Below are 26042 nucleotides of genomic sequence, written 5' to 3'. Positions count from 1 at the left end.
GCGCGTTAGAATGGCGGCCCTCTCAAAAGACGGCGCGCCGGGATGACCTGCCGCCGTGTTCAACCCGACGCATTCCCGATGGCAAAACTCCTTTCCGACTCCGAATTCCTCCGCTTCACCGAACTCCAGCAAAAGCAGGCGAACTTCACGATCACATCCGACGAAGCCGACGAGCTGCGCGAGATCGTCGCGCGCGCGCAGCAGAAACGCGACGATCGCGCCGCCGCGATGCAGGCGATGGAAACGTATATCGCGCAATTCGACATCACACCCGACGAGCTTTTTTCGGCCGAGCAGATCGGCGATGCGGCGCGCACCTTCGGCCTGATTCCCGCCGCGAAGAAGGAACGCACGCTGCCGCCGCAACTGACGCACAACGGCAAGCCGTATCAGTGGACGTCGCGCGCGCTGCCCGACGACATCCGCGTGCCGCTCTTCGATGCGTTCACTTCGGGGCAATCGGTGAAGCCGTTCATCGCGACATTGAAGGACACGTCGCGCTGCGCGTTGACGATCGCGCGGCTCGAAAAGGAAACGGGAAGTACGTACGCCGAAACATTGCTCGACGAGCTTTCGCTGTCGCGCGCCCAGATCGACGACGCGCTCGCCAAACTCGCGGCCTAAGTCCCGCGCGGCTGCGACGGCGCATCGCACAGCCGCATCCTGAAGCCGACGACGCCCGGGTCTTCGGTCTTCGTCAATTCGAAGCCGGAGTTGCGCGCAAGGGCGATCATGCCGGCGTTCTCGCGCAACGCTTCGCCGACCATCCAGCGCGTGCCGCGCTGTTTCGCATAATCGATGATGCGCGACAGCAGCAGCGAGCCCAATCCCCTGCCCTTCATATCCGAGCGCGCCGCAACGGCGAATTCAGCGGTTTCGTTGTCCGGATCGGCTATCGCGCGCGCAACACCGAGCGTCTCGCCCGCGCCTTCGCCATTCGCCCGCGTGACGATGAGCGCCATTTCGCGGTCATAGTCGATCTGCGTCATGCGCGCGAGTTGTGAATGATCGAAGCTGCGGACAGCGCCGAAGAAACGCAGACGCAAATCCTCGGCTGTATTCGCGGCGACGAATGCCGCGTGCGCTTCTTCGTCCTCCGGGCGAATCGGCCGGACGGTGACGCGCATTCCGCGCCAGTCGAGCGTCTCTTCGAGGCGGCGCGGATACGGCACGATCGCCAGTGGCTTGCGATGCGCACCCAGCGTGAGTTGCGGTTCGTGAACGGCGACTGAATCGCGCGTCACGCGCAGTGTGAGACGCAGCGCAACGATTTCTTCGATATAGCAAACGAGTTGCGATAACGCAGTCAGCGCGTTGAGCAACGTCTCGGTGGGCAGTTCGCGCGAGCGCGGCGAGCGCATGACGAGATCGCGCGAAAGCACGGGATTGAGCGGCGGCAATGCGAACTCGTGAAGTGCGTCGGCAAGGCCCAGCGCGCCTTCGGCCTTGAACTCGAACACCGGACCGAACACGCGATGGTTGAGCAGGCGCGTCTGAATCTCGACGGCATCGCTTGTGAGCGAGTCGGGCGGTCCCGGTTTCACCGAAATGCCGAAACGGGCGAATATGCGCGCGGCACGTTCGCCATTCAATTCGGCGATGCCGCTTCCGAGCGCAGCACGGATCTCGCATTGCGCGGCATCGATGTCTTCCGGAATATCGACGGGAAGGCCGTCGGGCGTTTGCATCAACAACTCGCGGCCTTGCCGGAAATCGACGAGGCGCGCGAACCCACGCGCCAGGCGATGCGGCGTCGTGTGCACCGGAATGCCGTTCGCGTGCAGTTCGTCGCGCGTGGCGGAATCGACGCAGCCGAAGAAGCACGCGAGCAGTCCGCGATAGGCGTGACGCCGCTCGGCGATCAGCGTGCGCGCGACTTCCGCGACGGGCGCGCTGTGCGTCGGTGCATGCACGACGAATACGGTGCCGGTTTCGCGATGCGATGCGAGCGCTTCGAGCGCCGCGCCGAAATCCGCGGGCGTGGCGTCGTCGCCGAGCAGGAGAGGATTCCCCGCGTGGGCGCGAGGCAACGCGGCGGCCACGGCGTCGCGCGCGGCGATCGGCCATTGCGCGAGGTCATCGCCCGCTGCGCCGAACGCGTCCCGAGCGAGGGCAGCGACGCCGCGGTCGCTCGTGATGACGGTGGCGACATCGCTCGCCGCGACGCGCCCGATGCCCAACGTTTCGATTTCGTCGAGCAGATCGTCGAGCGAATCGACGCGGACGAGTCCGGCACGACGAAAGGCCGCGCCGTAGAGTCGATCGAAGGGATCGTCACGACCGGTGCGCAGCACGAGCACGGGTTTGTTACGCGCGGCGGCGCGCGCGGCGGACATGAATTTGCGCGCCGATCGGACGGTTTCGATGGCGAGCAGGATCGCACGAGTCGATGCATCGCTTGCGAGGAAGTCAAGGATGTCGCCGGAATCGACATCGGCTTCATCGCCCAGCGCGACGATGCGCGAGAAGCCGAGTCCGCGGGCACGCGCCCATCCCAGTACACCGTTCGTCAATGCATTCGATCCCGACACCCACGCGACGCCGCCTGATTTGACACTGCACGCGGGGGCGCCGAGACATGCGCCGATTGCAGGCGTTACTACGCCGAGACTGCCGGGTCCGATTATGCGCACGAGAAAAGGTCGCGCGGCGGCGAGCGTGCGGAGGGTCCATTCGTCCGCGTCTGCAGGGGAGGAATGCAGCTTGTCCTGCGATGACGATGAACCACCGCGCTGCGTCGCTTCACCAACGATCACTACGGCTTTCGTTCCGCGTCGACCTAAGCGCTCGACGAGGTCCGGCCAGGTGTGCGGTCGCGTGCACAGCACGGCAACATTCGGCGCTTCGGGCAACGCGTCGACGTCCCGATACACGGGTTCCCCGCCGAGTGACTCGTGCTTCGGATTGACGGGCCAAAGCGAGCCTGTGAATCCCGCGCATTGCATACGCGCCCATACCATTTCGCCGACACTGCCTGCGCGCGATGAAGCGCCCACGACGGCAATCGATTTCGGCGCGAACAGGGTGTCCAGGTTACGAACAGTCATGGGGGCTCCGGCACTAACGGCAGTTGAGTCAGCGCTTAGGATAGGCGATTTTGTTTTGGAGAGGATGACGAGGAGCGGACTGAGGCGCGGGGTGTGACTTTATGCGCATAAAGTCCCTGCGCTGCACCGGCTTCGCATGTCTCTTGCCGGAATCGATCTCCCACCGCGCGGGAGGAGCCCGTCAACTTTATGCGCATAAAGCTCCAGCCCGCCCGCGTTCGCTTCGACGCAGCGGCGGACTTTATGCGCATAAACCTCGGCCGAACGGCTAACGACCGTGTTCATCACTGAATTTCACTGGAAAAATAACTACGTCAATGTAGAATTCAACGGACTTGAAAATTCGGAGCAAAACGTGGCGGCGGAAATCATAGCGATCACGCAGCAGAAGGGCGGCGTCGGCAAAAGCACGATTGCGATGCATCTAGGTGCAGCCTTTCACGAAAAGAAGAAGCGTGTGCTCGTTGTAGACGCCGATGGTCAGAACACACTGATCCATTGGTCGAGCGCCGCGTCGGATGGCGCGAGCGGTATTCCGTTTCCCGTCGTCAATCTCTCCGAGGCGGGCGGACAGATCCACCGCGAGATCAAGAAGTTCGTCAACGACTACGACATCATCGTGGTGGATTGCCCGCCGTCCATCACCGAGAAGGTATCCGGCGTCGTGCTGCTTGCGGCGAGCGTCGCGGTGATTCCGACTTCATCGTCGCCCGCGGACTATTGGTCGAGCGTCGGCCTCGTCAAGCTCGTTCAGCAAGCGCAAGTGATGAACGAAGACCTGCGCGCCGTCTTCCTCCTGAACAAGACGGAGGAGAAGCGGATGCTCACGCGCGAATTGAAGGTCGCGCTCGAAGAGCTCGGCTTCCCGCTGTTGAAAACGCAGATCCCCACGCGCGAGTGTTACAAGCAGGCGATGGCGCTTGGACAGACCGTGCTTCAAATGAGCGATCGCGGCGCACGCCTCGCAGCGGCGGAGGTCCGCGCGGTGGCGGACGAGATCCTCGACATGCTCTCCTGACTTTATGCGCATAAAGGACCCTGAATGAAACCGTCCCAATTTGCCAAGGGCTTCAAGGCTCGCCCCGATTCGACGAGCAGCGAGAAGCGCACAGCACTCGATCGTCTCAATGCGATCGATGGCATCGTCGATATGCAACACGTAGGGCAGGCTGCGGCGAACGGCCGATCGAGCGCCTTCGTCGTCGAGGAACCCGGCGACGTCAATGCCGGCCCCGAGTCAGACGAGTATCGCGCGTGGAGGCGTGCAAATCGCTATACGACGGGTCAAGTGATCGAACTGCCACTCAAGTCGATCAAACCTAGCCCGTTCAACCCGCGGCATTTCTATCTAAAGACCTCGACTGCCGAGTTGGCCGTCAATCTGGCGAAACAGGGCCAGCAACAGGCAATCCACGTGATTCCCGACTACGAGAATCCCGGGACGTTCTATGTCAGCGACGGCGGCCGGCGCGTGCGGGCGCTTAAAGAGGCGAACAAGGAATCGGTGAAGGCAGTGGTCGTCGATCTGCCGATTGGCATTCAGAGCTACAAGCTGGGTTACGACCTGAACGTTCAGCGCGATTCGCAGACTGTGTTCGACAATGCCGTGGTCTGGCGACGTTTCCTCGATGAGCAGCATTTCCAGAGCCAGCGCGAACTGGCGGATCATCTGGGCCTCGACGAATCGACGATCGCCGTGGCCTTGTCGATCGCGAAACTTCCTGAGAACGTCATGCACGAGATGGTCGCTCGGTCAGACCGATTCGGCTCGAACATGGCGTATCAGATTGCGCGCTATCACACCGCTCGCGGCAGCGACGCCACACTGCGGCTCATCAACAAGATCACGTCGGACGACCTGAGCACGCGTCAGGTCGCCGATATCGTCAAGGGTCGTGCGAGTGCTCAGGAAGCACCGAAGACTCCCAGCCGCCAACGCTATGCACAGCGACTCGAAATCAAGCTCGACGGCATCGCGGTCGGCGATCTGAAGTCATATGGGGAAGACCGTCTCGAATTGAGTCTGCGCGGTTTGTCGCGCGAGAAGCGTGATGAGTTGCTGCATCAGATCGAACTGATGCTTCAGCCTGTCGAAACCAAAAAGTAAATGCTCGGAAGGGCCGCCGAAACGTGCTTCGGCGGCCCTGCTAAGTCAGCTGTTTGTCAGAGAAACTTCGCGGCAACGGCAGCGTAACGGCTACGCGCGGGGCCATCAATCAGCGCGATTGACTCAGCGTGAATGCCAGCAAGTCGCCATCCGTAGGTTCACCCCACGTCTTTCGCGCCAGCCAGTCGAAAAAGGATGTCTCGGCTAGCTTCGAATCCAGTCCGCGCTTGCGCCAATCGTCGCGCATGTGTGTGCCAAGGCCCGGCAGCACATCGTCCTCGAAGGACTGACGCGCGACCTCCCGTTCTTCCTCACCTTGCTCTTCGTACAGCACGCGCGCTTCCTTGCGGCGGTAGGCCGAGAATTCGCTCAGCAAGCGGGCTTTGAGATCGTCAGCGCCGGAAGCGGCCGCCGACGTGCGCGAGGCCGCACCGCTCGTCGCGGGAGGCAGCACTTCTACCGGCGGTGCATAGCCTTTCTTGAGCGCGTCCTTGAAAAGGGCTGCGGCGCTACGAACCGGCGGCAAAGACGTGCTGCGCATGCGCTGCTCGGTCATCTGCAAGGCGGCGCGGATGCGGTTTTCCTCGCTGTCGGCGTACAGCGTCTGAGCGTCCTTGAGCGGAATGCCAATCTTCACCATCCGATCCACCAGCGTGCTGTCGAACACGTTCGGATGTTCGTCGAGCGCGAGCATCGGCTGCTTGCGTTCGGTCACGCGAAACTGGATCTCCGCGACGCGGCGCCCTTCGCGATGCTCCACCAGTTCGACGAAAATATTCGTCACCGCGTTCACCTCGGCAATCGCTGGCCGCAAGTAATCGCGCTTGAAGTATTTGTATTCGCGCTTGGCTTCGTCGCCGGCTTCGGTATCGGGCGTACCCGAGAGAATGGGCCGCCACCACTCCCACGTCTCGCGCATCGTCAAATGACTGGGATTGGTCAGGTAACGAACGCAGATTTCATAGAGGGCAAGGCCAGCGCTACTACGCAACTGGCTCTGGAACTGCAGGCTCAGGCGCGCATACTGGACAGGGTCCAGCAGCTTTTTCTTAATCTTGGGCGCGAAGGAGAATTCGACCCATACGCGGCGTGTCGTCGGATCTTCGAGGATTTCGGCATCTGCGATCAAAGTCGAGATGCCCCATTTGCGACCGGGCTTCTGGCTCGACGTGCCGGTACTCCACTCCACCTGCACCGACACCATGCGACGCAAATGCTCTTTGACGAGTGCGGTGTCGTTCGAGTCGAACGCGGAGTTCGCGACGATATCGGATAGCAGTGCGCGATATGTGTCACCGGACTCATCGGCTTGCTGAGCGACGGCGAGGAGCACGTTGAACAGCTTCCTGGTGAGCAGCGTGATCTTGCCGCTTTTCGGCTGGATCGCAATGGCCTCGACTGCCTTGCGCAATTCCGCCGAACTGGGGCTGACGACATCGGTTTTCTTTGCGCGCTTGGTGGCCATGAAATGGTCGAGATCGATATTGCGAGCAAGGATACCGATAGGGGTGAACCCCGTCTATAGGGACGTCTTCACCGTTATGGGGTGATTCCAGGACAGGTGATGCGACTCACTGCGGTGCGTTCCCGTAAACGCTCACCGCTCACCCGTCGAGTTCATCCGATAAGCATAATGCCGATGCGGGTAAACGGATTGCGGCGCTTTTCCAGCGCGATCACGAAGCTCGGACAGCATCCCGAAAAGGCTCACCGCAAAAATTTTTCGGCTGGGTGAACGCGGTGTGGTGCGCCGGAGACAGTGCGACATCGACCATATTTTGCTCGGCTGAGGGATCGTTGCGGTGCAAACCCGTCGATGGGCGAACTCACTCCAAGGGCAAACCGAACTAGAGTCCCGCAAAGTCTCACCTTTGAGGAATCGTACTAACCCGATCCATCGACTCTGAGGCCCGAGCAGACGGCATCGCACTGTCGATTGCCTCCCGAAATCGCTCACCTTGCCTGATTCAAAGGCTCACAAGACACTCACCTTGCCCCCTGTAAATGCTCACCTATACGCATCGCGGCTATGGAAAATTCGCTCTTCCAGGCACTTATCTCGCTTTCCTAATGTAAATGCGAGGCAACGAGCTCCCGCAAACTCTCACCGCTCGATTTTTCGCGACATCGAGCAGCCTATGTCCGCGTCTCCCGAATTCCCTCACCATACTCGGCTTCGACGGACGCAATATCTATCTATCTACTTGATTTAAAGCGGATTTTTCGAAATACCAAACCGCGACCTCCGTTATCGGATCCCGCTACCGTACAGGTTGTCCCGAATTTTCTCACCATGAGGTGACTCCGGCTTGAGCAGAAATGCCGAAAAAGAAGGCGCGAATTATCCCGAAAAAGCTCACCTTAAGCCATTCTGACGGGCAAATCGAAGCCGAAAAGGAGATGAGAGGTCAACGCAGGGACTTGCACCGCTCACCTCATTCCCGAAAAAGCTCACCCTTAACACCAAAGAGTGGAATTCCGAGGCCTAAATGGGCATGCGCGCCCGAAAACCCTCACCTTTCCCTCCGTATTTTCCCTGAAAACCCTCACTGATCGGTAAAAGGTACTCCGGAGCGCCCTCAAATCACGTGGTTTGTGAGACCCCGCAAATCCTCACCTTTGGGGACGGGGCAAGCGACAGGCGACTCCCATGCACCAATGCTTTCACGACAACGTCCTCCCGGATTCGCTCACCGAGCGGTTAACGAGGCTCCCCGAATCCCCTCACGATACTTCCCGGGAGTACTCACCGACGTTCCCGAAGCCCGTCACCGATCCCTCCCGCAGAGCTTCACCATAGTTCCCGTACAATCTCACCTGACATCCCGCAAACCCTTTTGGGATAAGGCTTTGGCTGGGCGTTAACGCTGTTAACAAGGTTCAAGGGTGTTTACTTCTATTACTCTCAAGCGGTGCCGCGAGTAGTCACTGGACCAACAATACAAAAAAATGCGTGGAACAACGACACACGACGAAAATCGAACTAAAATTCGCGTTAAATCATAGGCTTGCACATACATCCTCAGGATGTTTCACGAAAGCCGCTAAGATCGTGAGATCGCGTTGTTAGAAAACATCCACATTGTTCCAAGTCGATGCGTTCTTCCATCACCAAACGAAAATCATAATGATTGATACGTAAAACGTTATGATCGTAATGTCGAACCGCTCAATCCCAGTCATGGACCTACACATTCGCGACACTCTGCGCCAGGAAATCGAAGCGATGCGAGCCACCGGCGCACGGCGGCAAGATCTTTCGCAGCATGCCTGCAAGCGACTTTTCTTCGACCTTGGCATTCGACCTTCCGTGACGACCGTCCGCGAATTGACTCAAACCGGTAGCGCGAGCGACATTCCCAAAGATATCGAAGCCTTCTGGACCAGTCTTCGCTCGACGCTGCGCGTGCGTATCGACGCGGGGGCGATGCCGGACTCGTTACAGGAACGTGCAGGCGAGCTGCTGGCGGCGCTATACGACGAGGCTCAAACGGTCGCGCGTTCCGCCTTGACGGAGGAGAGAACCCGTCTCGACACCGCCATGCAATCCGCGCAAGCCCAGATTCGCGATGCTGATATTCGCCGCGAGGCGATCGAGCAAGCTCATCAGCGTGCGGAAGCGCGCGCCGAAGCCGGCGCTGCCCAGATCGCCGCACTGCAAGCCGAATTGAGGGCGCTTCGAAATCAGGGATCGGATGCTCAGGCAGGGTTGCGCGAAGTCATCGCCCGTTGGGAAAAGGAGAACGAGGCGCTCTCCGAGCGACTGCATCAGGAACAGGATTGCTCGGCGCGGCTTCGCGATCGCATCGACGAACTCCAGGACGAGTTGCGTCACAACACCGAGCATTACGCCCAGCAGATCAAGGACGCGGTCAAGGAAGCCGAGCGGCGCGTTCACCCGATGCTCGTCGAACTCGACTCCCTGCGCGGCATGGCCGCCACCTATCAGTCGGGTGCGCGAGAGGCGAGCCAAAAAGAATTCGGTTTCATTCAACAACTTAGCGCAGCCAGGAGCCGCGCTGATCGACTCGAATCACAGGTGCGAGCGCAGTCCGACGAAATCGATGCGCTGGTTCTCGAGCGCGACGCACAGCGCGTTCAGTCGGGCGCGAGCGCCGAAGTCGGCGCGTTGATCGCGTCCCTGGCGATGCAGGGACGCCTCAGCTCGGCCGAGATCGCAAAGCTGGGCACGCAAGTCGATGCGCACGTCGCGGCGCCTGCAGCCTGTCCGGCGTGCGAGGCGGGCGACCCGGAACTGCAGCGTCATGAAGACGAATACGAACTTTCCTGCCCGAACTGCGAGCGAACCTCGGGCGCGGCGTCATCGAAGCTCGCGGCCGTCGATGGATTCGTCCGGTCGGCGCGCGTCAGTACGTCCTGATCGGACGTCGAGCGAGCGCAATCGTCAAAGGTGAGGGTTTTCGGGATCGTCGACGGACATATGCGGATGCGCGCCAGCGCTTTCGTCGACGCGCGCGTGGGCCAGGTCCCGCTCCCGTATTTGCTCACCCATCCATTCTTGCCACGCCCGATGCAGCCGATGCACGGAGATCGTCTGCTGGAATCCGAGCCACTGGCCGACGCGTTCCGGGTCCGTTCCGTCTTCGAACACTTCCGCGGCGTACGTGTTACGCAAGGTCTGTGGACTTGCCCGCGCGACACGCGACGCAGCGATGCCCGACGCAGCAACGACGGCGTCGATCGCGCGCAGCATCGTCGCCTTGTGCATGGAGCGCCCGGTTGGAGCCGCCGGGAAGAGCAACTCACCGGCAAGGTCCGCCGTCTTGCGTTCGCTGATCCAGTTGTCGAGCAATTCGATGGCGAAGGGGGCGAGCCGCGCTTGCCGGATCAATAGCGGGTTCGACGCATCGACGGTGATGTAGGGCGCGCCGGGCGCATAGCAATCCACGGTCAACTGTGCGGCTTCGCCCGTTTTCACGCCTGCGCCGAGAAATACGGCGACCAACGCCCGATCGCGCCGCTCGCGCCAGCGCTGTCCGGCCGGCAACGCGCCGATCGGCGAAAAGAGATGCCCGACCAGATGCGCGCGCTCGTCGTGAGTGAGAAAACCGGTCGGCTCGTTGTCGCGTGCCTTGCGCCATGCCGCGTTACCGTCCTGAGCGATGAACCGCGCCGGATTCGTCGCCGCCGACTCCACTTCCCGCACATGGTCCAGCACGCGCTCGATCAGCCGAAGGTAGCGCATGCGCTGCTGGCGGCGGATGTCCAGCTGCGCGACGAACTGCTCGATGACGGGACGTTGCACCGTATGCAGTGTCGCGCGCTTCGCGGCCAGCCACTCAAGAAAATTTCCCCACTGCGCGCGATACACATCGGCCGATGATGCCCTGAACGACTGCTGGGCAAGCCATGCATCGAACGCGGCGTACGGATCGGCCTGCCAGTCGGCGCGCTGTTGGTCGAAGAGATCGGAAGTGTTCGGCATATTGTTCGAAGGCGCGCTGCGCGCTGTATTGCACTGCGCACAGGGTCGGGCTTCGAGCGCGCGACGTCAAGCGCAGGTGTTTGCCGAGTGTCGAGAACTGTCTTGCCGCGCGTGCGTTTCGTCGACTACTGTCGTTGATACGGCTTCTTTCCATCCACGAGCACAAGAGCAAAAAAAAGGGGCGAGCGATGGCGCAGCAATCCTGGCAGGAACGCCGAGCGAACGGACGCGCCGGGCGCGAACGCACGCCACGGGCCGCGCACGAGGCGATCGGCGATATCGATCGCGATCCCATCGAACTATTGCGGATAAGCAGCAAAGGTCGTGTCGATGCGCTGATTCCTTTGCGTTACGGTCGCATGCTGGTGTCGCCGTTCACGTTTTATCGCGGCAGCGCCATCGTGCAGGCGCACGACCTGGCGGCCACGCCGGACAGTGGCATCGCCATTCAGATTTGCGGCGACTGTCATTTATCCAATTTCGGCGGCTTTGCAACGCCGGAGCGCACGCTCATTTTCGATCTCAACGACTTCGACGAAACCGCGCTCGGGCCGTGGGAATGGGATTTGAAACGCCTCGTCGCGAGCTTTACGATTGCCGGCCGGCATCTCGGCCACGGCGATCTTGCCGCCGACGAATTCGCGTTTCTCGTGGCGCGCAGCTATCAGACGCATCTGCGCGAATACGCCGAAATGAGCGTGCTCGATCTTTGGTACGAGCGCATCACCTTCGATCGCATGTACGAGACCGTGCAGAACGAAGACGCGCGGCGGCGTATCAAGCGCGGCGTCGAACGGGCTTCGCGCCGCACGCACGAGACGATGCTGCCCAAGCTCGCGGACCGGACCGGCGACACGTGGCGTATCCGCGATGCGCCGCCGGCCGTGTTTCACATCCACGGCGAGAGCACGCTGATCGACGAGAACGACGGCTGGATGACGCTCAAAGGTCGTCGCGAGGAAATTATCGCGGCGCTCGTGCGCGATTATGTGGCGACGCTGACGCCGGAGCGCGCGAGGCTGCTGTCGCAATTCACGTTGCAGGATGTCGCGTTCAAGGTGGTCGGTGTGGGCAGTGTCGGCACGCGCTGCCTCGTTTTGCTGCTCACGGATCATCACGACAAGCCGCTTTTCTTGCAGATGAAGGAGGCATCGATGTCCGTCGTCGCGCGATACACGACACATGCGAAACATGCGAAGCACGCCGGCGATTTCGATCACGACGGTCAGCGCGTCGTTCACGGACAACGTCTGATGCAGGCGGCCACGGACCCATTTCTCGGCTGGGCGACGGGGCCGCTCGGACGCACGCTGTACATCCGTCAGTTACGCGACATGAAGATTTCCGCCGAACTCGACACTTTCAGCGACGACGTGTTCCGCGAGTACGCCTCGCTCTGCGGCTGGGCACTCGCCCGCGCGCACGCGAAGTCCGGCGGATGCGCGCCGGAGATTTCGGGCTACCTGGGCCGCAGCGACCGCATGGCGGAAGCTCTGATGCGCTACGGGCGCGCCTACGCGAATCAGGTGGAAAAGGACTACGAGGTATTTCGCGCTGCGTGCCGCGATGGCAAGCTCGAAGCGCGTTCCGATGCGGAGATGGCGGCAGACTTCGCGCCTTGAAACGACTCGATGCGGGGCGGAATAATGCGGGGCACGCGGGTCATGCCGCGTGCCGGGCGCATGCGTGTCAATGCGCAGCGATGACTGCCTGCGGTCGACCTTGTCGTGCGGCGCGCTCGTAGGCGTCTACGGCGAAGGCGAAAACCGCGGATAAAGCATCGGAGGATGCAACATCGACGACATCATCGGTTTCGGGAAAATGAAAGTTATCGGGACGCGCGAACAGCTCGCGCAATGCGGCTTCATGCCGCCCGGCAAATCCGAGATCCGCTACGGCCTCCGCCTCGATGGCGTGTAACAACCGCCAGGTCAGCGGCACCCCTTTGTCGATATAGCGCGCCGCAACCTGACGCGTGATGCGTTCGAGATCACGCACAGCGCGGGCGAACTGCCTTCTGCTTAGATTTTCACCGTTCGACTCCATGATTCACCCCTTCCCACGCGGTCTTATTGTACTGTACAAATATACAGTACTTGCTGCAATGAAAATAGCGTCGCGCTAGTCGAACCGGGTGTATGTGCGATTCCGCCTACGTGGGTTTCAGACATGCGCCGCTATGCGTCCCGACGAACGAAGCGCATCGTTTCACCATGCTTGGGAACTCTCCTGAGCGGAACGCGCAGGCGCTTTTCTGCGTTCGTTCGACGGCATGGCGCGGCCAACAGCGCTGCAAACCACGGGAGAACTGACATGAACAAGGATCAAGTCGAAGGCGTCGGCGAGCAGGTCAAGGGCAAGATCAACGAGGGCGTCGGGAAAGTGACGGGGGACAAGGCCCAGGAAGCCAAGGGCGATTTGCAGCAGGCGGCGGGCAAGGTTCAGAAAGGCGTGGGCGATGCACGCGAAGATCTGAAGGACAGCGTGAAAAAGAACCCGTAAAAACGGGCTGATCGGCGCCGCAATGCCGGTGCTGTTTTGAACGGGACGTGCTCGATGCTCGTCCCTTTTTTCATGTGCGCGTGAAGTCTCGGGGCACAGGACTTTATGCGCATCAAGTTTCCGGGCTGTGCGCGCTTCAGCCGTGAATGACGACGAGCAGCGCTCTGGCGTCCGCCCGACCCACGTTGCGGATCGCGTGCGCTTCGTCCGCTGCATAGCGCGCGGTTTCTCCCGCCTTTAGACGACGCGTCGCGCCCGACGCATCCACTTCGATCGAACCGTTCAACACCGTGAGATGCTCGCGCGTGCCCGGCTCGTGCGCGTTTGACGTAAGCGCGGCGCCGGATTGAAGCGTAAGTTCGTACCACTCGAACCTACCGGCGAGTTCGATCGGCCCCCACACGCGTAGCTGATAGCCGCCGTTGTCGCCGCTCAAGGTCGGTATCTCATGCGGCCCGGACACCCGGATTGCTTCGGCGGGCCTCTGCTGCGCGAACAATTGATCGAGGCTGATACCGAGCGCGTTGGTCAAGCGCCACGCGACGGCGATCGTCGGATTGGCCTTGTCGCGTTCGATTTCCGATAGCATCGATTTCGATACGCCGGCCGCGCGCGAGAGATCGTCGAGCGTCAGCTTTCGTTCATTGCGCAAGCGTTGGATGATTTCGCCGACGCGTGGCGGCGTTGCTCCAGCGCCCGCGAGCTCACCCGTCTTTCCTTCTGAACCCGTGCTTGCCATGAATCGATCAATCTCGTAAAGTGTTCGGTATATCGGAATCTGGTTCGAAATATCGAACATGTCCGATGCGATGGATGCACTATAACAGGGCTATGGGTCGCACGCGCGTGGCGAGGCGCGCGGGTTGCGTTGGCACGCCAACAACAAGGATTGCGATGAAAGACCGATTTCTCTCCCACGTGCGCTCGACGATCGACGAAATTCGCGCTGCGGGTTTCTACAAAACGGAGCGCGTCATTGCGAGTCCGCAGTCATCGGACATTCGGCTCGCGAACGGAACGGGCGTGCTGAACTTCTGCGCGAACAATTATCTCGGTCTCGCGGACGATCGCCGGCTCATCGAAGCAGCGAAGGATGGCCTGGATGCCGATGGCTTCGGCATGGCGTCCGTGCGCTTCATATGCGGCACGCAGATCGTGCACAAGGAACTCGAACAGGCAATCGCGCGTTTCCTCGAAACCGATGACGCGATCCTCTATTCGAGTTGCTTCGACGCGAACGGCGGCCTGTTCGAAACGCTGCTAACCGAAGAAGACGCGATCATCAGCGACGAGCTGAATCACGCCAGCATCATCGACGGCGTCCGGCTCTCGAAGGCTCGGCGTCTGCGCTACAAGAACAACGACCTGGCGGATCTCGAAGCGCGCCTTCAGGAAGCCGACGCCGCCGGCGCACGCTTCAAGCTGATCGCGACCGACGGCGTATTTTCGATGGACGGCATCATCGCCAACCTCTCCGGCATCTGCGATCTAGCCGACCGTTACGGCGCACTCGTCATGGTTGACGATTCCCACGCCGTCGGCTTCATCGGGGAGAACGGACGCGGAACGCCGGAGCACTGCGGCGTGCTGGATCGCGTGGACATCATCACCGGGACGCTCGGCAAGGCCCTCGGCGGCGCTTCGGGCGGCTATGTCGCCGCGCACAAGGAAGTGATCGAACTGTTGCGGCAACGCAGCCGGCCGTATCTGTTCTCGAACACGTTGGCGCCGAGTATCGCCGCGGCGTCGCTCAAGGTACTCGAACTGCTCGCGAGCGATGAAGGCGCGGCATTGCGCCGGCGCGTCCGCGAGAACAGCACGCACTTTCGGCGCGCGATGTCCGCGCTCGGCTTCGATCTCGTCCCCGGTGAACATCCGATCGTTCCGGTCATGCTCGGCGATGCTCAGCTCGCGTCGAAGATGGCCGATGCTTTGCTCGACGAAGGCGTCTACGTGATCGGCTTTTCATACCCCGTCGTGCCCAAAGGACGCGCACGCATCCGAACGCAGATGAGCGCGGCGCACACGCCGGAACAGATCGATCGCGCAGTCGATGCGTTCGCGCGCGTCGGCCGGTCGCTCGGCGTCATCCGCTGAGCCCAGCCGCAAACCTTTATGCGCATAAAGCCACGAGGGTCGGGCCACAAGCCCGCGACCTTCGGAGCAACACCATCAAGACCAAACGTCAGGATCAACGCAATGAAAGCCCTCGCCAAACTCGAACGCGCACCCGGCCTTACCTTGACACGCGTGAAGCGGCCTGAAGTCGGCCACAACGACGTTCTCATCCGCATCCGCAAGACAGCGATTTGCGGCACCGACATTCACATCTGGAAATGGGACGAATGGGCGCAGAAGACGATTCCCGTGCCGATGCATGTCGGTCACGAGTACGTCGGCGAGATCGTGGAGATGGGAGAGGAGGTGCGCGGCTTTGCCATCGGCGATCGCGTGTCGGGCGAAGGCCATATCACTTGCGGCTTTTGTCGCAACTGTCGGGCAGGCCGCCGTCATTTGTGCCGCAACACGGTCGGCGTCGGCGTGAACCGTGAAGGCGCCTTTGCGGAATTTCTCGTGATCCCGGCGTTCAACGCGTTCAAGATTCCGCCCGATATTTCCGACGACCTCGCCGCGATCTTCGATCCGTTCGGCAACGCGACGCACACTGCCCTCTCGTTCAATCTCGTTGGCGAGGACGTGCTGATCACAGGCGCCGGTCCGATCGGCGCGATGGCTGCGGCGATCGCGCGGCATGTCGGCGCGCGCAACGTCGTGATTACCGACGTGAACGACTATCGCCTCGAACTCGCCCGCAAAATGGGCGCGACGCGCGCAGTCAACGTGGCGAACGAAAACCTTCGCGACGTGATGGGCGAACTCGGCATGACCGAAGGTTTCGACGTGGGTCTGGAAATGTCCGGCGTGCCGAGCGCATTCACGGCGATGCTCGAATCGATGAATCACGGCGGCAAGGTGGCGTTGCTCGGCATTCCGCCGGCGCAGACCGCGATCGACTGGAATCAGGTGATCTTCAAGGGGCTCGAAATTAAGGGCATCTATGGACGCGAGATGTTCGAGACCTGGTACAAGATGGTCGCGATGCTGCAAAGCGGCCTCGATCTTTCGCCGATTCTCACGCACACCTTTCCCGTCGACGACTATCAGCGCGCATTCGACACGATGCTCTCCGGCAACAGCGGCAAGGTCGTGCTCGACTGGACCGCAACCGAGGCCTGAGCCGCGCGCATCACTGGGCGTTGTTCGCGGATGCCTTCGAAAATTCGGCTTGAATGGCGACGTGGACATCGTCGCCGACGGCCGGATACCACGTCGTCAATCCGAACTGCGCGCGGCTGAAATGTCCATCGGCTGAAAAGCCGAGCGTTTCCTGCTTCGTGAGCGGATTGACCGCGTGACCGTTGAACGTCACGTTCAGCGTGACCGGCTTCGTCGTGCCGCGTATCGTCAAATCGCCCGTCAATATGCCCTTGTCGTCGCCGGTGCGTTGAAACGCCGTGCTGACGAAGACGATTTCCGGATAACGCTCGACATCGAACATGTCCGCCCCTTTCAGCATGCGATCGAGCAGCGGCACGTTGGTGTTGACGCTCGACGCATCGATGCGCGCGCGCACCGAGCTTCCGGACATCCCGTCCGCATTCCAGTCGAGTTGCGCCGTTGTTTTGTCGAATCGGATGACGAAGCGCGAGTAATGAAAATGATCGACATCGAAACTCACGTTCCAGTGATGCGGATCGAGCTGATAACGTCCCGGCGGCACGCTCGATTCGCTCGATGACACATGATGTGTAACGACCTGCAGCGGCGTGCAGGCCGTCAACGCGATTGCCGCCAGAAAAGGAACGAGACGCTCATAAATCTTCATCGCGCATTGCCTCGAATTCGGAAATAGAAACTCCGGCAAGTTTCGCCGAGATCGTGAAAGCGTGCGCGAGCCGTCACGGTCTTTTCGTCGACGCACACGAAAATGGTGCGATCAGGTAGAGTTCGCATCGACTTCCATCTCAAAAAAAGGCGCCTTCGCGTACGCGCGTTGGCGGAGAACGCATGCGCACATGGCTGTCCCGTCTTCGAACCTTCCGCGCGCGCTTGTCGGTGGCTGTCGCGCTCACGCCGTTGGCCTGGTTGCCCGCCGCGCATGCGAGTTGGTGCGGCGACGGTCTCTGGGTCGACGCGATGGTCGCCTCGCATCATGTTCACCCGGACAAGGATTTCGAGCAATTCAATCCGGGCATCGGCGCCGAATGCTGGGTTGCGCCGCAGTGGGCGATTACGGGCGGCTACTTTCGCAACTCGTTATCCAAGCCGTCGTTCTATGGCGGCGGCGTATGGGGGCCGGACTTCCTTCACTGGAACTACATCAGGCTCGCCGTGATGGCCGGACTCATCTCCGGCTATGACTACGGCAGCTATGGCATCGGCCATAACCATACATTGGGGCCGGTTGCCGCGCCGCTCATCATGCTGGAATACAAGCGCGTCGGCGCGAACATCATCCTTATTCCACCGATACCTTCGAGCGATCTTCCTTTCACGCTTGGTTTCATGCTCAAAGTGAAGTTCTGAGCAATCCTTACTATTACTAAACCCCTCGCCTCACTGCGAGCGCGCCGCGTGCTGCAAACATTCCAGCAACAACGTAGCGGCGGGCGTCAACGGACTGTCCCGCCGCGTCACGATTCTGACCGACACCGCGGGCAACGCATCGGCGATAGGAAAGATCGCGAGTCCCTCGCTGACCCACGGATGTTCGAGCAACGCGGCGGGCATCGCGGCCAGCGCATCCGAGCCACGCAACAACCCATGCGCAATGATGAAGCTCGGACATTCGATCACGCGTTTGGGCACCATCAAACCGCGCTCGGCGTAAGAAGCGAGCAGCGCCTGCGTCGAACTTTCCGGCGACGGATTCAGCAACCATTCCGCATCCGATAATTCCGCGAGCGACGTGCAGTTGCGCAACGGATGATCCGCTCGCCCGACGATCGCGGAGTGGCTCTCGTACAACTCGATGTGATCGAACTCCGGCGCGAGATGCTCGGGCACGACGACGGCAACGACGAAGTCCAGCGAACCGTCGCGCAAACGCGGCATCGCGACGCCCGGAAAGCCTTCGATGAAACTCACGCGCGCTTCCGGCATCTGCTTGCGAAACGCGCGATACGCCTGCGGCAGTATCGATAACGCCGCGGTCGGCGTGACGGCCGCGCTCACGCTGCCCGCGCCGGCGCCTTTCATCTGCGCGATGTCGTCTTCGGCGCGGCGCATTTCGCTCACGATCAGATGCGCGCGCACGCGCAACTGTTGCCCGAACGCCGTCAACTGCACGCCGCGCGCGGTGCGCAACACGAGCGGCACGCCAAGATCCTGCTCCAGTTCCTTGATGGCTTTCGTCAGTGCCGCTTGCGAGAGATGAAGGCTGCGCGCGGCCGCGCGAATGCTGCCTTGCTCGGCGGTCGTGAGAAATGCGCGCAATTGGTGGTACTTCATGCTCATGAGCGACATCCTAGGGTTATTGCCGACAACTAATAGTAATCACGCAATAAATTTACCGTCTTTTGGTTTGCTTTACGGCTTTATATGCTTGGCACACATCGAGTCGCATCAAGCAAGGAGTGTCACATGTTGTCAATCGAGCCCGTTATCCCCGGAATTGCAGCCATCGCATCGGAATTTGTCGATGTGCGCCGGCGCATTCATGCGCATCCGGAACTTGCATATGAAGAAACACTGACGAGCGATCTCGTCGCCGGATTGCTCGCGCAATGGGGCTACGAAGTGCATCGCGGGCTGGGCAAGACGGGCGTCGTCGGCGTGTTGAAGGAAGGCGAGGGCGGCAAGCGTATCGGTCTGCGCGCCGACATGGACGCGTTGCCGATCGAGGAAACGACCGGCCTGCCCTACGCGAGCAAGCATGCGCGCACGATGCACGCATGCGGTCACGACGGCCATACCGCAATGCTCCTGTGCGCCGCGCGTTATCTTGCCGAAAGCCGCCAGTTCTCGGGCACGCTGATCGTGATCTTCCAGCCCGCCGAGGAAGGCGAGGCGGGCGCGCGCGCGATGATCGAAGACGGTCTCTTCGAAAAATTTCCGTGCGACGCCGTGTTCGGCCTGCACAACATGCCCGGTCTGCCCGCGGGCGACATGTTCTTCACGCCCGGTCCGGGCATGGCGTCGTCGGATCGCGTGAACATCACCGTGCGCGGCGTCGGCGGTCATGGCGCGATGCCGCACGTCGCACGCGATCCGATGCCCGCGGTCGCATCGATCATGCTCGGTCTCAACAGCATCGTCGCGCGCGAAATCGATGCGCAAAAGCCCGCGGTCGTCACGGTCGGCAGCGTGCAGGCGGGCGAGGCGTGCAACGTGATTCCCGAGACCGCGCTGATGAAACTCTCGGTGCGCTCGCTCGACGCGGGCGTTCGCAAGCAGCTTCAGGAGCGCATTACCGCGCTCGTGAACGCGCAGGCTCTGGCGTTCGGCTGCACGGCCGAGATCGACTATGAACTCGGCTATCCGGTGCTCGTGAATCACGCGGAACCGACCGCCTTCGCCACCGATGTCGCGACCCAGATGCTCGGCGCGCAACGCGTCGATCCCGCCGCGCGGCCGCTGATGGGCAGCGAAGACTTCGCCTTCATGCTCGAAGCGTGTCCGGGCACGTATGCGTGGATCGGCAACGGCATCGGCTCGAAGGGCGGCTGCATGGTGCACAACCCCGGCTACGACTTCAACGACGACATCCTCGCGATCGGCGCGAGTTACTGGGTGCGCCTGGCCGAAGCCTGGCTCGCCGACTGATCTTCGACCGACGCACCGGAGCACATGATGATTACACCCACGATGGCCAGCGACGGCGCATCGCCCGCGACGCCGGCGACCACGAGCCGCGCGGCGCGCACCCGCCTCGTCCTGGCGGCGGCGGTCGGCAACGCGCTCGAGTTCTACGACTTCATCGTCTATGCGTTCTTCGCGCTCACCATCGGCAAGCTGTTCTTTCCGGTGCACGATCCGGTCGGCCAGTTGCTGCTCGCGGTGGCGAGCTTCGGCGTCGGGTTCTTCACGCGGCCTGTCGGCGGTTTGCTGATCGGCATGTACGCGGATCGCGTCGGCCGCAAGAAGGCGATGCTGCTCACGCTCGGCCTGATGGCGCTCGGCACGGCGATGATCGCGGTCGCGCCGACTTACGCGCAGGCGGGCATCGCCGCGCCGATCATTCTCGTGATCGCGCGGCTGATTCAGGGCTTCTCGGCGGGCGGCGAGGTGGGCGCATCGACGACACTGCTGCTCGAACAGGCGCCCGCGAACCGTCGCGGCCTTTATGCATCGTGGCAGTTCTCAAGCCAGGGGCTTTCGGCGCTCGCGGGCGCGCTGACGGGCGTCGCGCTCACGGCATCGCTTTCGACGGCGCAACTCGAAAGCTGGGGCTGGCGCGTGCCGTTCTTCATCGGCACGGCGATCGTGCCGGTCGGCTGGTGGCTGCGTCACACGATGGAAGAAGCGCCGCCGCAAAACGTGGCCACCGCACCGAAAGCGCCGAAAATCCCGCTCTTCGCCGTGCTGCGCGAACATCGCCGCGCGGTGCTCAACGGACTGGGTCTGACGATCGGCGGCACGTCGGCGCACTTCATCATCGTGTTTTATCTGTCGATCTACGGCGTGAAGACGCTCGGTCTGCCGAGCTGGACGGCGATGCTCTCGGGCTGCGTGTCGGGCGCGATTCTCTTCGTCGTCGCGCCGATCGGCGGTTATCTGTCGGACCGCATCGGCCGCAACAAGCTCGCTCAGACGACGCGCATTCTTCTGATGCTCGCAATCTGGCCGGCGTTCGCGCTCTTGAACCAGTCGCCGACGGCGGGCACGCTGCTCTCGGTCGTCACGGTGCTCTCGATCGTGCATTCGCTCAACGTCGGTCCGACCGGCGCGATGCTCGGCGAACTGTTCCCGCGCTCGGTGCGCGCAACGGGCGCGGCGATCGTCTACAGCATCGGCGTCGCGATCTTCGGCGGCTTCGCGCAGTTCTTCGTGACGTCGCTCATCGTCATCACGAAGAGCGTCATGGCGCCCGCGTGGTACGTGATCGGCTGCGGCGTGTTCTCCGTGGTCGCGGTGGCGTGCATGCGCGAAAGATCAAAGGAAACGCTCGACTGATCCCAAATCCTGCGAGACACGCGCGCCGGATGCGTATCGAGGTGTATAACTCGACGTGTCCGGGTTTCGAAAAGGCCGCCCGCGCGGCCTTTTTTACTGGATCCCACACTATGAAGAAAGCGCGATAAAAGGGGACTTCCATGCGCAAGCTACGTTCGCAAAGCTGGTTCGGCGGCAAAGACAAAGACGCCTTCATCCATCGTTCGTGGATGAAGAATCAAGGCATTCCTCACGATCAGTTCGATGGCCGGCCGGTTATCGGCATCTGCAATACGTGGTCGGAACTCACGCCGTGCAACGCGCATTTTCGCGAGCTTGCCGAATACGTGAAGCGTGGCGTGCGCGAGGCGGGCGGCTTGCCGCTGGAATTTCCCGTGATGTCGCTCGGCGAATCGAATCTGCGGCCCACGGCGATGCTGTTTCGCAATCTCGCATCGATGGATGTCGAAGAGTCCATACGCGGCAATCCTATCGATGGCGTCATTCTTCTCGTCGGTTGCGACAAGACGACGCCCGCCTTGCTGATGGGCGCGGCGTCGTGCAATCTGCCCGCCCTCGCGGTGTCGGGCGGGCCGATGCTCAACGGCCGTTTTCGCGGCCGCACCATCGGCTCGGGCACGGGCGTGTGGCAGATGTCCGAGGAAGTGCGCGCGGGCACGATGACGCAGGAAGAATTCGTCGAAGCCGAGTCGTGCATGAACCGTTCGCGCGGCCATTGCATGACGATGGGCACCGCCTCCACGATGGCCTCGATGGTCGAATCGCTCGGCATGGGCCTGCCGCACAACGCCGCGATTCCCGCCGTCGATGCGCGCCGTCAGGTGCTCGCTCATATGGCCGGACGACGCATCGTCGGGATGGTCAAGGAGGATGTCACGATGGACAAGATCCTCACGCGCGAGGCCTTCGAGAACGCGATCCGCACGAACGCGGCCATCGGCGGATCGACGAATGCGGTCGTGCATCTGATCGCGCTGGCGAAGCGTATCGGCGTGGAACTCACGCTCGAAGACTGGGAACTCGGCAGCAACGTGCCTTGCCTCGTGAACCTGCAACCATCGGGCGAATATCTGATGGAAGACTTCTACTACGCGGGCGGCTTGCCCGCAGTGCTGCGTCAGCTCGGCGAGCAAGGCCTTTTGCATCGCGATGCGCTCACGGTGAACGGCAGCACGATCTGGGACAACGTGAGCGCCGCGCCGAACTACGACGAGAAAGTCATCACCCGATTCGAGCAGCCGTTCAAACCGCACGCGGGCATCGCGGTGCTGAAGGGCAATCTCGCGCCGAACGGCGCGGTCATCAAGCCGTCGGCGGCGACGCAATCGTTGCTGAAGCATCGCGGGCGCGCGGTCGTGTTCGAGAACGTCGAAGAGCTTCACGCGAAGGTCGACGACGATTCGCTCGATATCGACGAACATTGCGTCATGGTATTGAAGGGCGCGGGGCCGAAGGGTTATCCCGGCTTCGCGGAAGTCGGCAACATGCCGCTGCCGAAAAAGGTGCTGCAAAAAGGCATCACCGACATGGTCCGCATCTCCGATGGCCGCATGAGCGGCACGGCCTATGGCGCGGTCGTGCTGCATGTGTCGCCGGAAGCGGCGGCGGGCGGTCCGCTCGCACTCGTGCAGACCGGCGACATGATCGAACTGGATGTAGAGGCGCGCCGTCTGCATCTCGAAGTATCGGACGAAGAACTCGAAAAGCGCCGAGCCGCGTGGCAAGCGCCCGAGTTGCCGAAGCGCGGTTACTACCGTTTGTACGTCGAGCACGTGTTGCAGGCGGATCAGGGCGCGGACCTGGACTTCCTCGTCGGTTCGAGCGGCGCGCCGGTGCCGCGCGATTCGCACTAAGGAGGCGTCGATGTCGAACCTGAAAACGCCGCCCGGCATGTGGCCGGTGCTGTACGCCTATTTCGACGCACTGAATCGCCTCGACAGCGACGCCACGCGCAAGCAGATCGACGCGACCATCGCGGCGGGCGCGCCGGCGATCGTCACGCTCGGTCTCGCGACCGAAGTGAATCGACTGTCGGAAGCGGAAAAGCGCACGATGATCGACGATTGCGCCGCGCACATCGCCGGCCGCGTGCCGCTCGCGGTCACGATCACCGGCGACAGCGTCGATGCTCAAGTCGCGCTCGCCGATCATGCGCTCGAACGCGGCGCGGCGTGGCTCATCCTTCAGCCGCCGTCGAAACGCGGCGAACCCGAGGCGTTCTACTACGACTTCTTCGCGTCGGTGCTCGAACGAACCGGCGCGAACGCGGGCATTCAGAACGCGCCCGAATATCTCGGCGTGGGTTTGTCGGCGGAATCGATCGCCGCGCTCGCCGCCGAGCGCCCGAACTTCCGCTTGCTGAAGGGCGAAGGCCCGGCCGTGACGATACGCGCGACCATCGAGCGATTGCGCGCGCTCGAACAGACGCTCGCGGTATTCAACGGGCGCGGCGGTCAGGAACTCGTGGACAACTTGCGCGCCGGCTGCGACGGCCTGATCGTCGCGCCCGACGCGTTCGATCGTCAGGTCGCCATTCACGGCGCCTTCGCCGAAGGTCGCGAACACGATGCCGAACGGCTGTATGCGGAAGTGCTGCCGGAAATCGTCTTCGTGATGCAGTCCCTGGAAACGCTCACCTGTTACGGCAAGCGCATCGCGGCGTGGCGCATGGGCTTCGACGTGTTGCACGATCGTGGCGCGCGTCCCACGCCGTTCGGTATCGAATGCGCGCGCCGTTTCGCGCAACGTCTCGGACCGACATCGCGCGTTTTGCGCCGATGAATCATCGAGCCGGGCGGCGTGTGAAACGCTGCTCGGTGACGGATGCGCCCCATTGCGTGCCTTCGGCTTCATCGCTCAACGTGAAGCCGAACGATTCGTACAAGTGGCGCGCGGCGTCCAGGCTCTTGAACGTCCAGAGATAGGTTTCGTCGTAGTGCGCGTCGGCGAAGCTCATCGCGCGCGCCATCAATTGCTTGCCGATGCCGCTGCCGCGCAATGCATCGTCGATGATGAACCAGCGCAGATGCGCGACGCGCGTGGCCAGATCGCCGTCGATCGCGAGCGAGCCGAGCGTGCGCTCGCCTTGCATCACGAGCCACAGCGCCTTGCCTTTCGCGGGCAGGCTTTCGGCGAACGCGGCCAGTTCGGTCGCGACCTTGCGCTCGAAGAACACGCCGAAGCTCGCATGATGCGCATAGAAACGCGCGTGCAGGCTCGCCACATCGCCGATGCAGCCCGGCTGATATCCCTCGACGATGCGCGTGCTTTCCGTGAGCGCGGCGTGCGGCGTCTTGTGGTCATGAGCGTGCGCGAGCGCATCGGCATAGAGCGCGAGCGAGCGCACGAGCGTCTGCTGATCTTCGGGCACCATGCGGCGCAGCGCGTCCGAGACCTGGTCGGTCGCGAACTTGTCGATCTTTCTACGCAGCTTCTGCCCGGCCGTTGTGAGAAACAACTCGGACGAGCGCGCATCTTCGCTCGATGTCTGCCGCGTGACGAGCCCCGCCGCTTCGAGCCGCGCGATCTGCCGGCTCGCATTCGATTTGTCGAGCCGCAGAATCTGCGCGATGTCGCGAGCCTGAATGCCGGGCGTCGCGCCGATCTCGATGATCGCATGCACCGCCGACGGCGCGAGCCCGCTGTCCGCGAGCGTGTTGCGCATGAAGCCCAGCTCGCGCACGAGCTTGCGCGAGAAGTCGCGCAGTTCGAGGATGGTTTTGTCGCGGGATTGAACGGGTGTGTCGATGAAGTCCATGTCGCCTCCATCGGTTGCGGTGCGCAACCAGATTCGTTCAATTTAGTTGCGATCTGCAACTTTCGCAAGAAAAATCGCGCTCCCGAAAGTTCTCACCGATGCGCGCCTCACGCGGCCGTTTCGGGCGCGCTGTCGAAACCGAACACATCCGCGAAGCCGCCGTGCATCGCGCCGGTCGCTTCGATGGCGCGCGCCACGCGCGGCGAGCACAACGCAGCGAGTTCGTCTTCGTGACGATAGTCGCGCATCGCGTTCGTCAGCGGCGGGCCGGCCGTCGCGGGATGGCTGTAGATTTCGAGCACGCCGTCGGGCGCCGCCGCAAGCAGCGCGAGCCACGCGGCTTCATCCATGTGACCCGTTTGCGCGATGCCCGCGACCCGGTCGTTATGAAGGATGCCCGCGTTGTCGAGGCGCCGCTTCATCAGCGCGATCCACGGCATGAGAAAGAGCGAGCCGCGCACCTCGCGCGGCAGGCGCATCGCGCGCATGTCGAATTGCGCGCCGATTTCGAGAATCAGCGCAAGCACCGTCGGATGCAGATGAAAATGCTTGTGCACGTTGACGTGATCGAGCGCGAGGCCGGTCGCCGCGAATGCCTCGAATTGCGCACGGATCTCCATTGCGAGTTGCCGCCGCACGCTCGGCAGGAAGTAGAAGCGCACGCCGTTCTCGAACATCGAACCTTCGAAGTTGCCGCGCGCATCGACGAGATCGGGTATCGACCAATGCGGTAGCGAGGCGACGCCATCGGTCAGCACGAGATGCAGGCCGACGCGCAACGCAGGCAGATTGCGCGCGATTTTAACGGCGTCGTGAGCGGCGTTTGCGCCGACCATCAGGCTCGCGCACGTCAGCACGCCTTCGCGATGCGCGCACGCGACCGCCTCGTTCACGCGCTCGTGCAGGCCGAAGTCATCGGCGGTGACGATCAGGCCGCGCACGGCGTTATGTCTCGTGCGAGTGTTGTTTCAGCATGTCCCGACGCAAGCCGGCGTGCTTCACGATGCG

At 62.1% G+C, this 26042-nt stretch carries 22 protein-coding genes and 2 pseudogenes; 15 read left to right on the top strand and 9 right to left on the bottom strand.

The features are described from left to right. The first annotated feature begins 78 nt into the window (after positions 1-78). Entirely contained in the window at positions 79-624 is a 546-nt protein-coding gene (locus AWB82_RS10905; RefSeq protein WP_086967145.1) for a hypothetical protein, read from the top strand. Here AWB82_RS10905 and AWB82_RS10900 read toward each other — a convergent pair. Beyond that, the gene (locus AWB82_RS10900; protein WP_086967144.1) at positions 621-3047 is read right to left on the bottom strand and encodes a GNAT family N-acetyltransferase; all 2427 of its coding nucleotides are present in this window, start codon (positions 3045-3047) and stop codon (positions 621-623) included. The genes AWB82_RS10905 and AWB82_RS10900 overlap by 4 nt on opposite strands. A 355-nt stretch (positions 3048-3402) precedes the next feature. On the opposite strand from AWB82_RS10900, the gene parA reads away from it, so the two are divergent. The 3 genes and pseudogenes from parA to AWB82_RS10890 all read left to right on the top strand — a co-directional run. Next, positions 3403-4065, top strand: coding sequence for a ParA family partition ATPase (gene parA, locus AWB82_RS10895; RefSeq protein WP_086967207.1), 663 nt, complete (start codon positions 3403-3405; stop codon positions 4063-4065). A 24-nt stretch (positions 4066-4089) separates the two neighbouring features. After that, positions 4090-4195: pseudogene (locus AWB82_RS39145) on the top strand (ParB/RepB/Spo0J family partition protein); the annotation flags it as partial. A 77-nt stretch (positions 4196-4272) separates the two neighbouring features. After that, a pseudogene (locus AWB82_RS10890) lies at positions 4273-5154 on the top strand (ParB/RepB/Spo0J family partition protein); the annotation flags it as partial. Positions 5155-5263: 109 nt separating this feature from the next. On the opposite strand, the gene AWB82_RS10885 reads toward AWB82_RS10890, so the two are convergent. Further along, positions 5264-6565 carry a replication initiation protein gene (locus AWB82_RS10885; RefSeq protein WP_235023260.1) on the bottom strand — a complete coding sequence of 434 codons (1302 nt, stop codon included), beginning with the start codon at positions 6563-6565 and terminating at the stop codon, positions 5264-5266. Here AWB82_RS10885 and AWB82_RS38255 point away from each other — a divergent pair. Next, on the top strand, positions 6464-6679 hold the full coding sequence (locus AWB82_RS38255; RefSeq protein ID WP_235023261.1) for a hypothetical protein: 216 nt from the start codon (positions 6464-6466) through the stop codon (positions 6677-6679). The genes AWB82_RS10885 and AWB82_RS38255 overlap by 102 nt on opposite strands. Positions 6680-8335: 1656 nt before the next feature. Then, positions 8336-9535 (top strand): DNA-binding protein, encoded by a 1200-nt coding sequence (locus tag AWB82_RS10880; protein WP_086967141.1) that lies wholly within the window; start codon positions 8336-8338, stop codon positions 9533-9535. A 24-nt stretch (positions 9536-9559) separates the two neighbouring features. Here the strand turns inward: AWB82_RS10880 and AWB82_RS10875 are convergent, their stop codons facing one another. Beyond that, complete coding sequence (locus AWB82_RS10875; protein ID WP_086967140.1) at positions 9560-10600, bottom strand: tyrosine-type recombinase/integrase; 1041 nt, start codon at positions 10598-10600, stop codon at positions 9560-9562. A gap of 188 nt (positions 10601-10788) precedes the next feature. Here AWB82_RS10875 and AWB82_RS10870 point away from each other — a divergent pair, with 188 nt between their 5' ends. Continuing rightward, the gene (locus tag AWB82_RS10870) at positions 10789-12222 is read left to right on the top strand and encodes a DUF2252 domain-containing protein (protein WP_086967139.1); all 1434 of its coding nucleotides are present in this window, start codon (positions 10789-10791) and stop codon (positions 12220-12222) included. Positions 12223-12289: 67 nt separating this feature from the next. Here AWB82_RS10870 and AWB82_RS10865 read toward each other — a convergent pair whose 3' ends face one another. Beyond that, the gene (locus tag AWB82_RS10865; protein ID WP_086967138.1) at positions 12290-12646 is read right to left on the bottom strand and encodes a DUF2471 family protein; all 357 of its coding nucleotides are present in this window, start codon (positions 12644-12646) and stop codon (positions 12290-12292) included. 267 nt (positions 12647-12913) lie between these two features. Between AWB82_RS10865 and AWB82_RS10860 the strand changes: the two genes are divergently transcribed. After that, complete coding sequence (locus tag AWB82_RS10860; protein ID WP_086967137.1) at positions 12914-13102, top strand: CsbD family protein; 189 nt, start codon at positions 12914-12916, stop codon at positions 13100-13102. Positions 13103-13238: 136 nt separating this feature from the next. On the opposite strand, the gene AWB82_RS10855 is transcribed toward AWB82_RS10860, so the two are convergent. Beyond that, complete coding sequence (locus tag AWB82_RS10855; RefSeq protein WP_086967206.1) at positions 13239-13841, bottom strand: helix-turn-helix domain-containing protein; 603 nt, start codon at positions 13839-13841, stop codon at positions 13239-13241. A gap of 155 nt (positions 13842-13996) precedes the next feature. On the opposite strand from AWB82_RS10855, the gene AWB82_RS10850 reads away from it, so the two are divergent. Together AWB82_RS10850 and tdh are read left to right on the top strand one after the other, a co-directional pair. Beyond that, positions 13997-15199 (top strand): glycine C-acetyltransferase, encoded by a 1203-nt coding sequence (locus tag AWB82_RS10850; protein WP_086967136.1) that lies wholly within the window; start codon positions 13997-13999, stop codon positions 15197-15199. A 102-nt stretch (positions 15200-15301) separates the two neighbouring features. Then, positions 15302-16339, top strand: coding sequence for an L-threonine 3-dehydrogenase (gene tdh, locus AWB82_RS10845; RefSeq protein WP_086967135.1), 1038 nt, complete (start codon positions 15302-15304; stop codon positions 16337-16339). Between the two features lie 10 nt (positions 16340-16349). Here tdh and AWB82_RS10840 read toward each other — a convergent pair whose 3' ends face one another. Continuing rightward, entirely contained in the window at positions 16350-16988 is a 639-nt protein-coding gene (locus tag AWB82_RS10840; RefSeq protein WP_086967134.1) for a YceI family protein, read from the bottom strand. Positions 16989-17170: 182 nt separating this feature from the next. Here AWB82_RS10840 and AWB82_RS10835 point away from each other — a divergent pair, with 182 nt between their 5' ends. After that, positions 17171-17689 carry a hypothetical protein gene (locus tag AWB82_RS10835; RefSeq protein WP_086967133.1) on the top strand — a complete coding sequence of 173 codons (519 nt, stop codon included), beginning with the start codon at positions 17171-17173 and terminating at the stop codon, positions 17687-17689. 30 nt (positions 17690-17719) lie between these two features. Here AWB82_RS10835 and AWB82_RS10830 read toward each other — a convergent pair whose 3' ends face one another. Next, positions 17720-18613 carry a LysR substrate-binding domain-containing protein gene (locus tag AWB82_RS10830; RefSeq protein WP_086967205.1) on the bottom strand — a complete coding sequence of 298 codons (894 nt, stop codon included), beginning with the start codon at positions 18611-18613 and terminating at the stop codon, positions 17720-17722. Between the two features lie 132 nt (positions 18614-18745). Between AWB82_RS10830 and AWB82_RS10825 the strand changes: the two genes are divergently transcribed. The 4 genes from AWB82_RS10825 to AWB82_RS10810 all read left to right on the top strand — a co-directional run bounded on the left by AWB82_RS10825 (position 18746) and on the right by AWB82_RS10810 (position 24058). Then, positions 18746-19927, top strand: a complete 1182-nt coding sequence (locus AWB82_RS10825) for a M20 aminoacylase family protein (protein ID WP_086967132.1) — start codon at positions 18746-18748, stop codon at positions 19925-19927. Between the two features lie 27 nt (positions 19928-19954). Beyond that, positions 19955-21277 (top strand): MFS transporter, encoded by a 1323-nt coding sequence (locus AWB82_RS10820; protein ID WP_086967131.1) that lies wholly within the window; start codon positions 19955-19957, stop codon positions 21275-21277. A gap of 140 nt (positions 21278-21417) precedes the next feature. After that, the gene (locus AWB82_RS10815; RefSeq protein WP_086967130.1) at positions 21418-23130 is read left to right on the top strand and encodes an IlvD/Edd family dehydratase; all 1713 of its coding nucleotides are present in this window, start codon (positions 21418-21420) and stop codon (positions 23128-23130) included. 10 nt (positions 23131-23140) lie between these two features. Then, a complete protein-coding gene (locus tag AWB82_RS10810) occupies positions 23141-24058 on the top strand; it encodes a dihydrodipicolinate synthase family protein (RefSeq protein ID WP_200818081.1) in 918 nt (305 codons plus the stop codon). Position 24059: 1 nt separating this feature from the next. Here the strand turns inward: AWB82_RS10810 and AWB82_RS10805 are convergent, their stop codons facing one another. Both AWB82_RS10805 and hpnK read right to left on the bottom strand, forming a co-directional pair. After that, positions 24060-25034: a bifunctional helix-turn-helix transcriptional regulator/GNAT family N-acetyltransferase gene (locus AWB82_RS10805; RefSeq protein WP_086967129.1), complete on the bottom strand. Its 975-nt coding sequence runs from the start codon at positions 25032-25034 to the stop codon at positions 24060-24062. A 107-nt stretch (positions 25035-25141) separates the two neighbouring features. After that, a complete protein-coding gene (gene hpnK / locus AWB82_RS10800) occupies positions 25142-25975 on the bottom strand; it encodes a hopanoid biosynthesis-associated protein HpnK (RefSeq protein ID WP_086967128.1) in 834 nt (277 codons plus the stop codon). Positions 25976-26042 lie beyond the last annotated feature (67 nt).

The organism is Caballeronia glebae, from assembly GCF_001545035.1.
GTDB lineage: Bacteria > Pseudomonadota > Gammaproteobacteria > Burkholderiales > Burkholderiaceae > Caballeronia > Caballeronia glebae.
The sequence above is the reverse complement of the archived record's forward strand: the minus strand, read 5'-3'. Positions and strand labels throughout refer to the sequence as shown.

Excerpts from the sequence above, each read along its gene's own strand:
- AWB82_RS10905 (WP_086967145.1), top strand. The coding sequence starts at position 79 with ATGGCAAAACTCCTTTCCGACTCCGAATTCCTCCGCTTCACCGAACTC.
- AWB82_RS10900 (WP_086967144.1), bottom strand. The coding sequence starts at position 3,047 with ATGACTGTTCGTAACCTGGACACCCTGTTCGCGCCGAAATCGATTGCC.
- AWB82_RS10880 (WP_086967141.1), top strand. The coding sequence starts at position 8,336 with ATGGACCTACACATTCGCGACACTCTGCGCCAGGAAATCGAAGCGATG.
- AWB82_RS10875 (WP_086967140.1), bottom strand. The coding sequence starts at position 10,600 with ATGCCGAACACTTCCGATCTCTTCGACCAACAGCGCGCCGACTGGCAG.
- AWB82_RS10870 (WP_086967139.1), top strand. The coding sequence starts at position 10,789 with ATGGCGCAGCAATCCTGGCAGGAACGCCGAGCGAACGGACGCGCCGGG.
- AWB82_RS10865 (WP_086967138.1), bottom strand. The coding sequence starts at position 12,646 with ATGGAGTCGAACGGTGAAAATCTAAGCAGAAGGCAGTTCGCCCGCGCT.
- AWB82_RS10860 (WP_086967137.1), top strand. The coding sequence starts at position 12,914 with ATGAACAAGGATCAAGTCGAAGGCGTCGGCGAGCAGGTCAAGGGCAAG.
- AWB82_RS10855 (WP_086967206.1), bottom strand. The coding sequence starts at position 13,841 with ATGGCAAGCACGGGTTCAGAAGGAAAGACGGGTGAGCTCGCGGGCGCT.
- AWB82_RS10850 (WP_086967136.1), top strand. The coding sequence starts at position 13,997 with ATGAAAGACCGATTTCTCTCCCACGTGCGCTCGACGATCGACGAAATT.
- tdh (WP_086967135.1), top strand. The coding sequence starts at position 15,302 with ATGAAAGCCCTCGCCAAACTCGAACGCGCACCCGGCCTTACCTTGACA.
- AWB82_RS10840 (WP_086967134.1), bottom strand. The coding sequence starts at position 16,988 with ATGAAGATTTATGAGCGTCTCGTTCCTTTTCTGGCGGCAATCGCGTTG.
- AWB82_RS10835 (WP_086967133.1), top strand. The coding sequence starts at position 17,171 with ATGCGCACATGGCTGTCCCGTCTTCGAACCTTCCGCGCGCGCTTGTCG.
- AWB82_RS10830 (WP_086967205.1), bottom strand. The coding sequence starts at position 18,613 with ATGAAGTACCACCAATTGCGCGCATTTCTCACGACCGCCGAGCAAGGC.
- AWB82_RS10825 (WP_086967132.1), top strand. The coding sequence starts at position 18,746 with ATGTTGTCAATCGAGCCCGTTATCCCCGGAATTGCAGCCATCGCATCG.
- AWB82_RS10820 (WP_086967131.1), top strand. The coding sequence starts at position 19,955 with ATGATTACACCCACGATGGCCAGCGACGGCGCATCGCCCGCGACGCCG.
- AWB82_RS10815 (WP_086967130.1), top strand. The coding sequence starts at position 21,418 with ATGCGCAAGCTACGTTCGCAAAGCTGGTTCGGCGGCAAAGACAAAGAC.
- AWB82_RS10810 (WP_200818081.1), top strand. The coding sequence starts at position 23,141 with ATGTCGAACCTGAAAACGCCGCCCGGCATGTGGCCGGTGCTGTACGCC.
- AWB82_RS10805 (WP_086967129.1), bottom strand. The coding sequence starts at position 25,034 with ATGGACTTCATCGACACACCCGTTCAATCCCGCGACAAAACCATCCTC.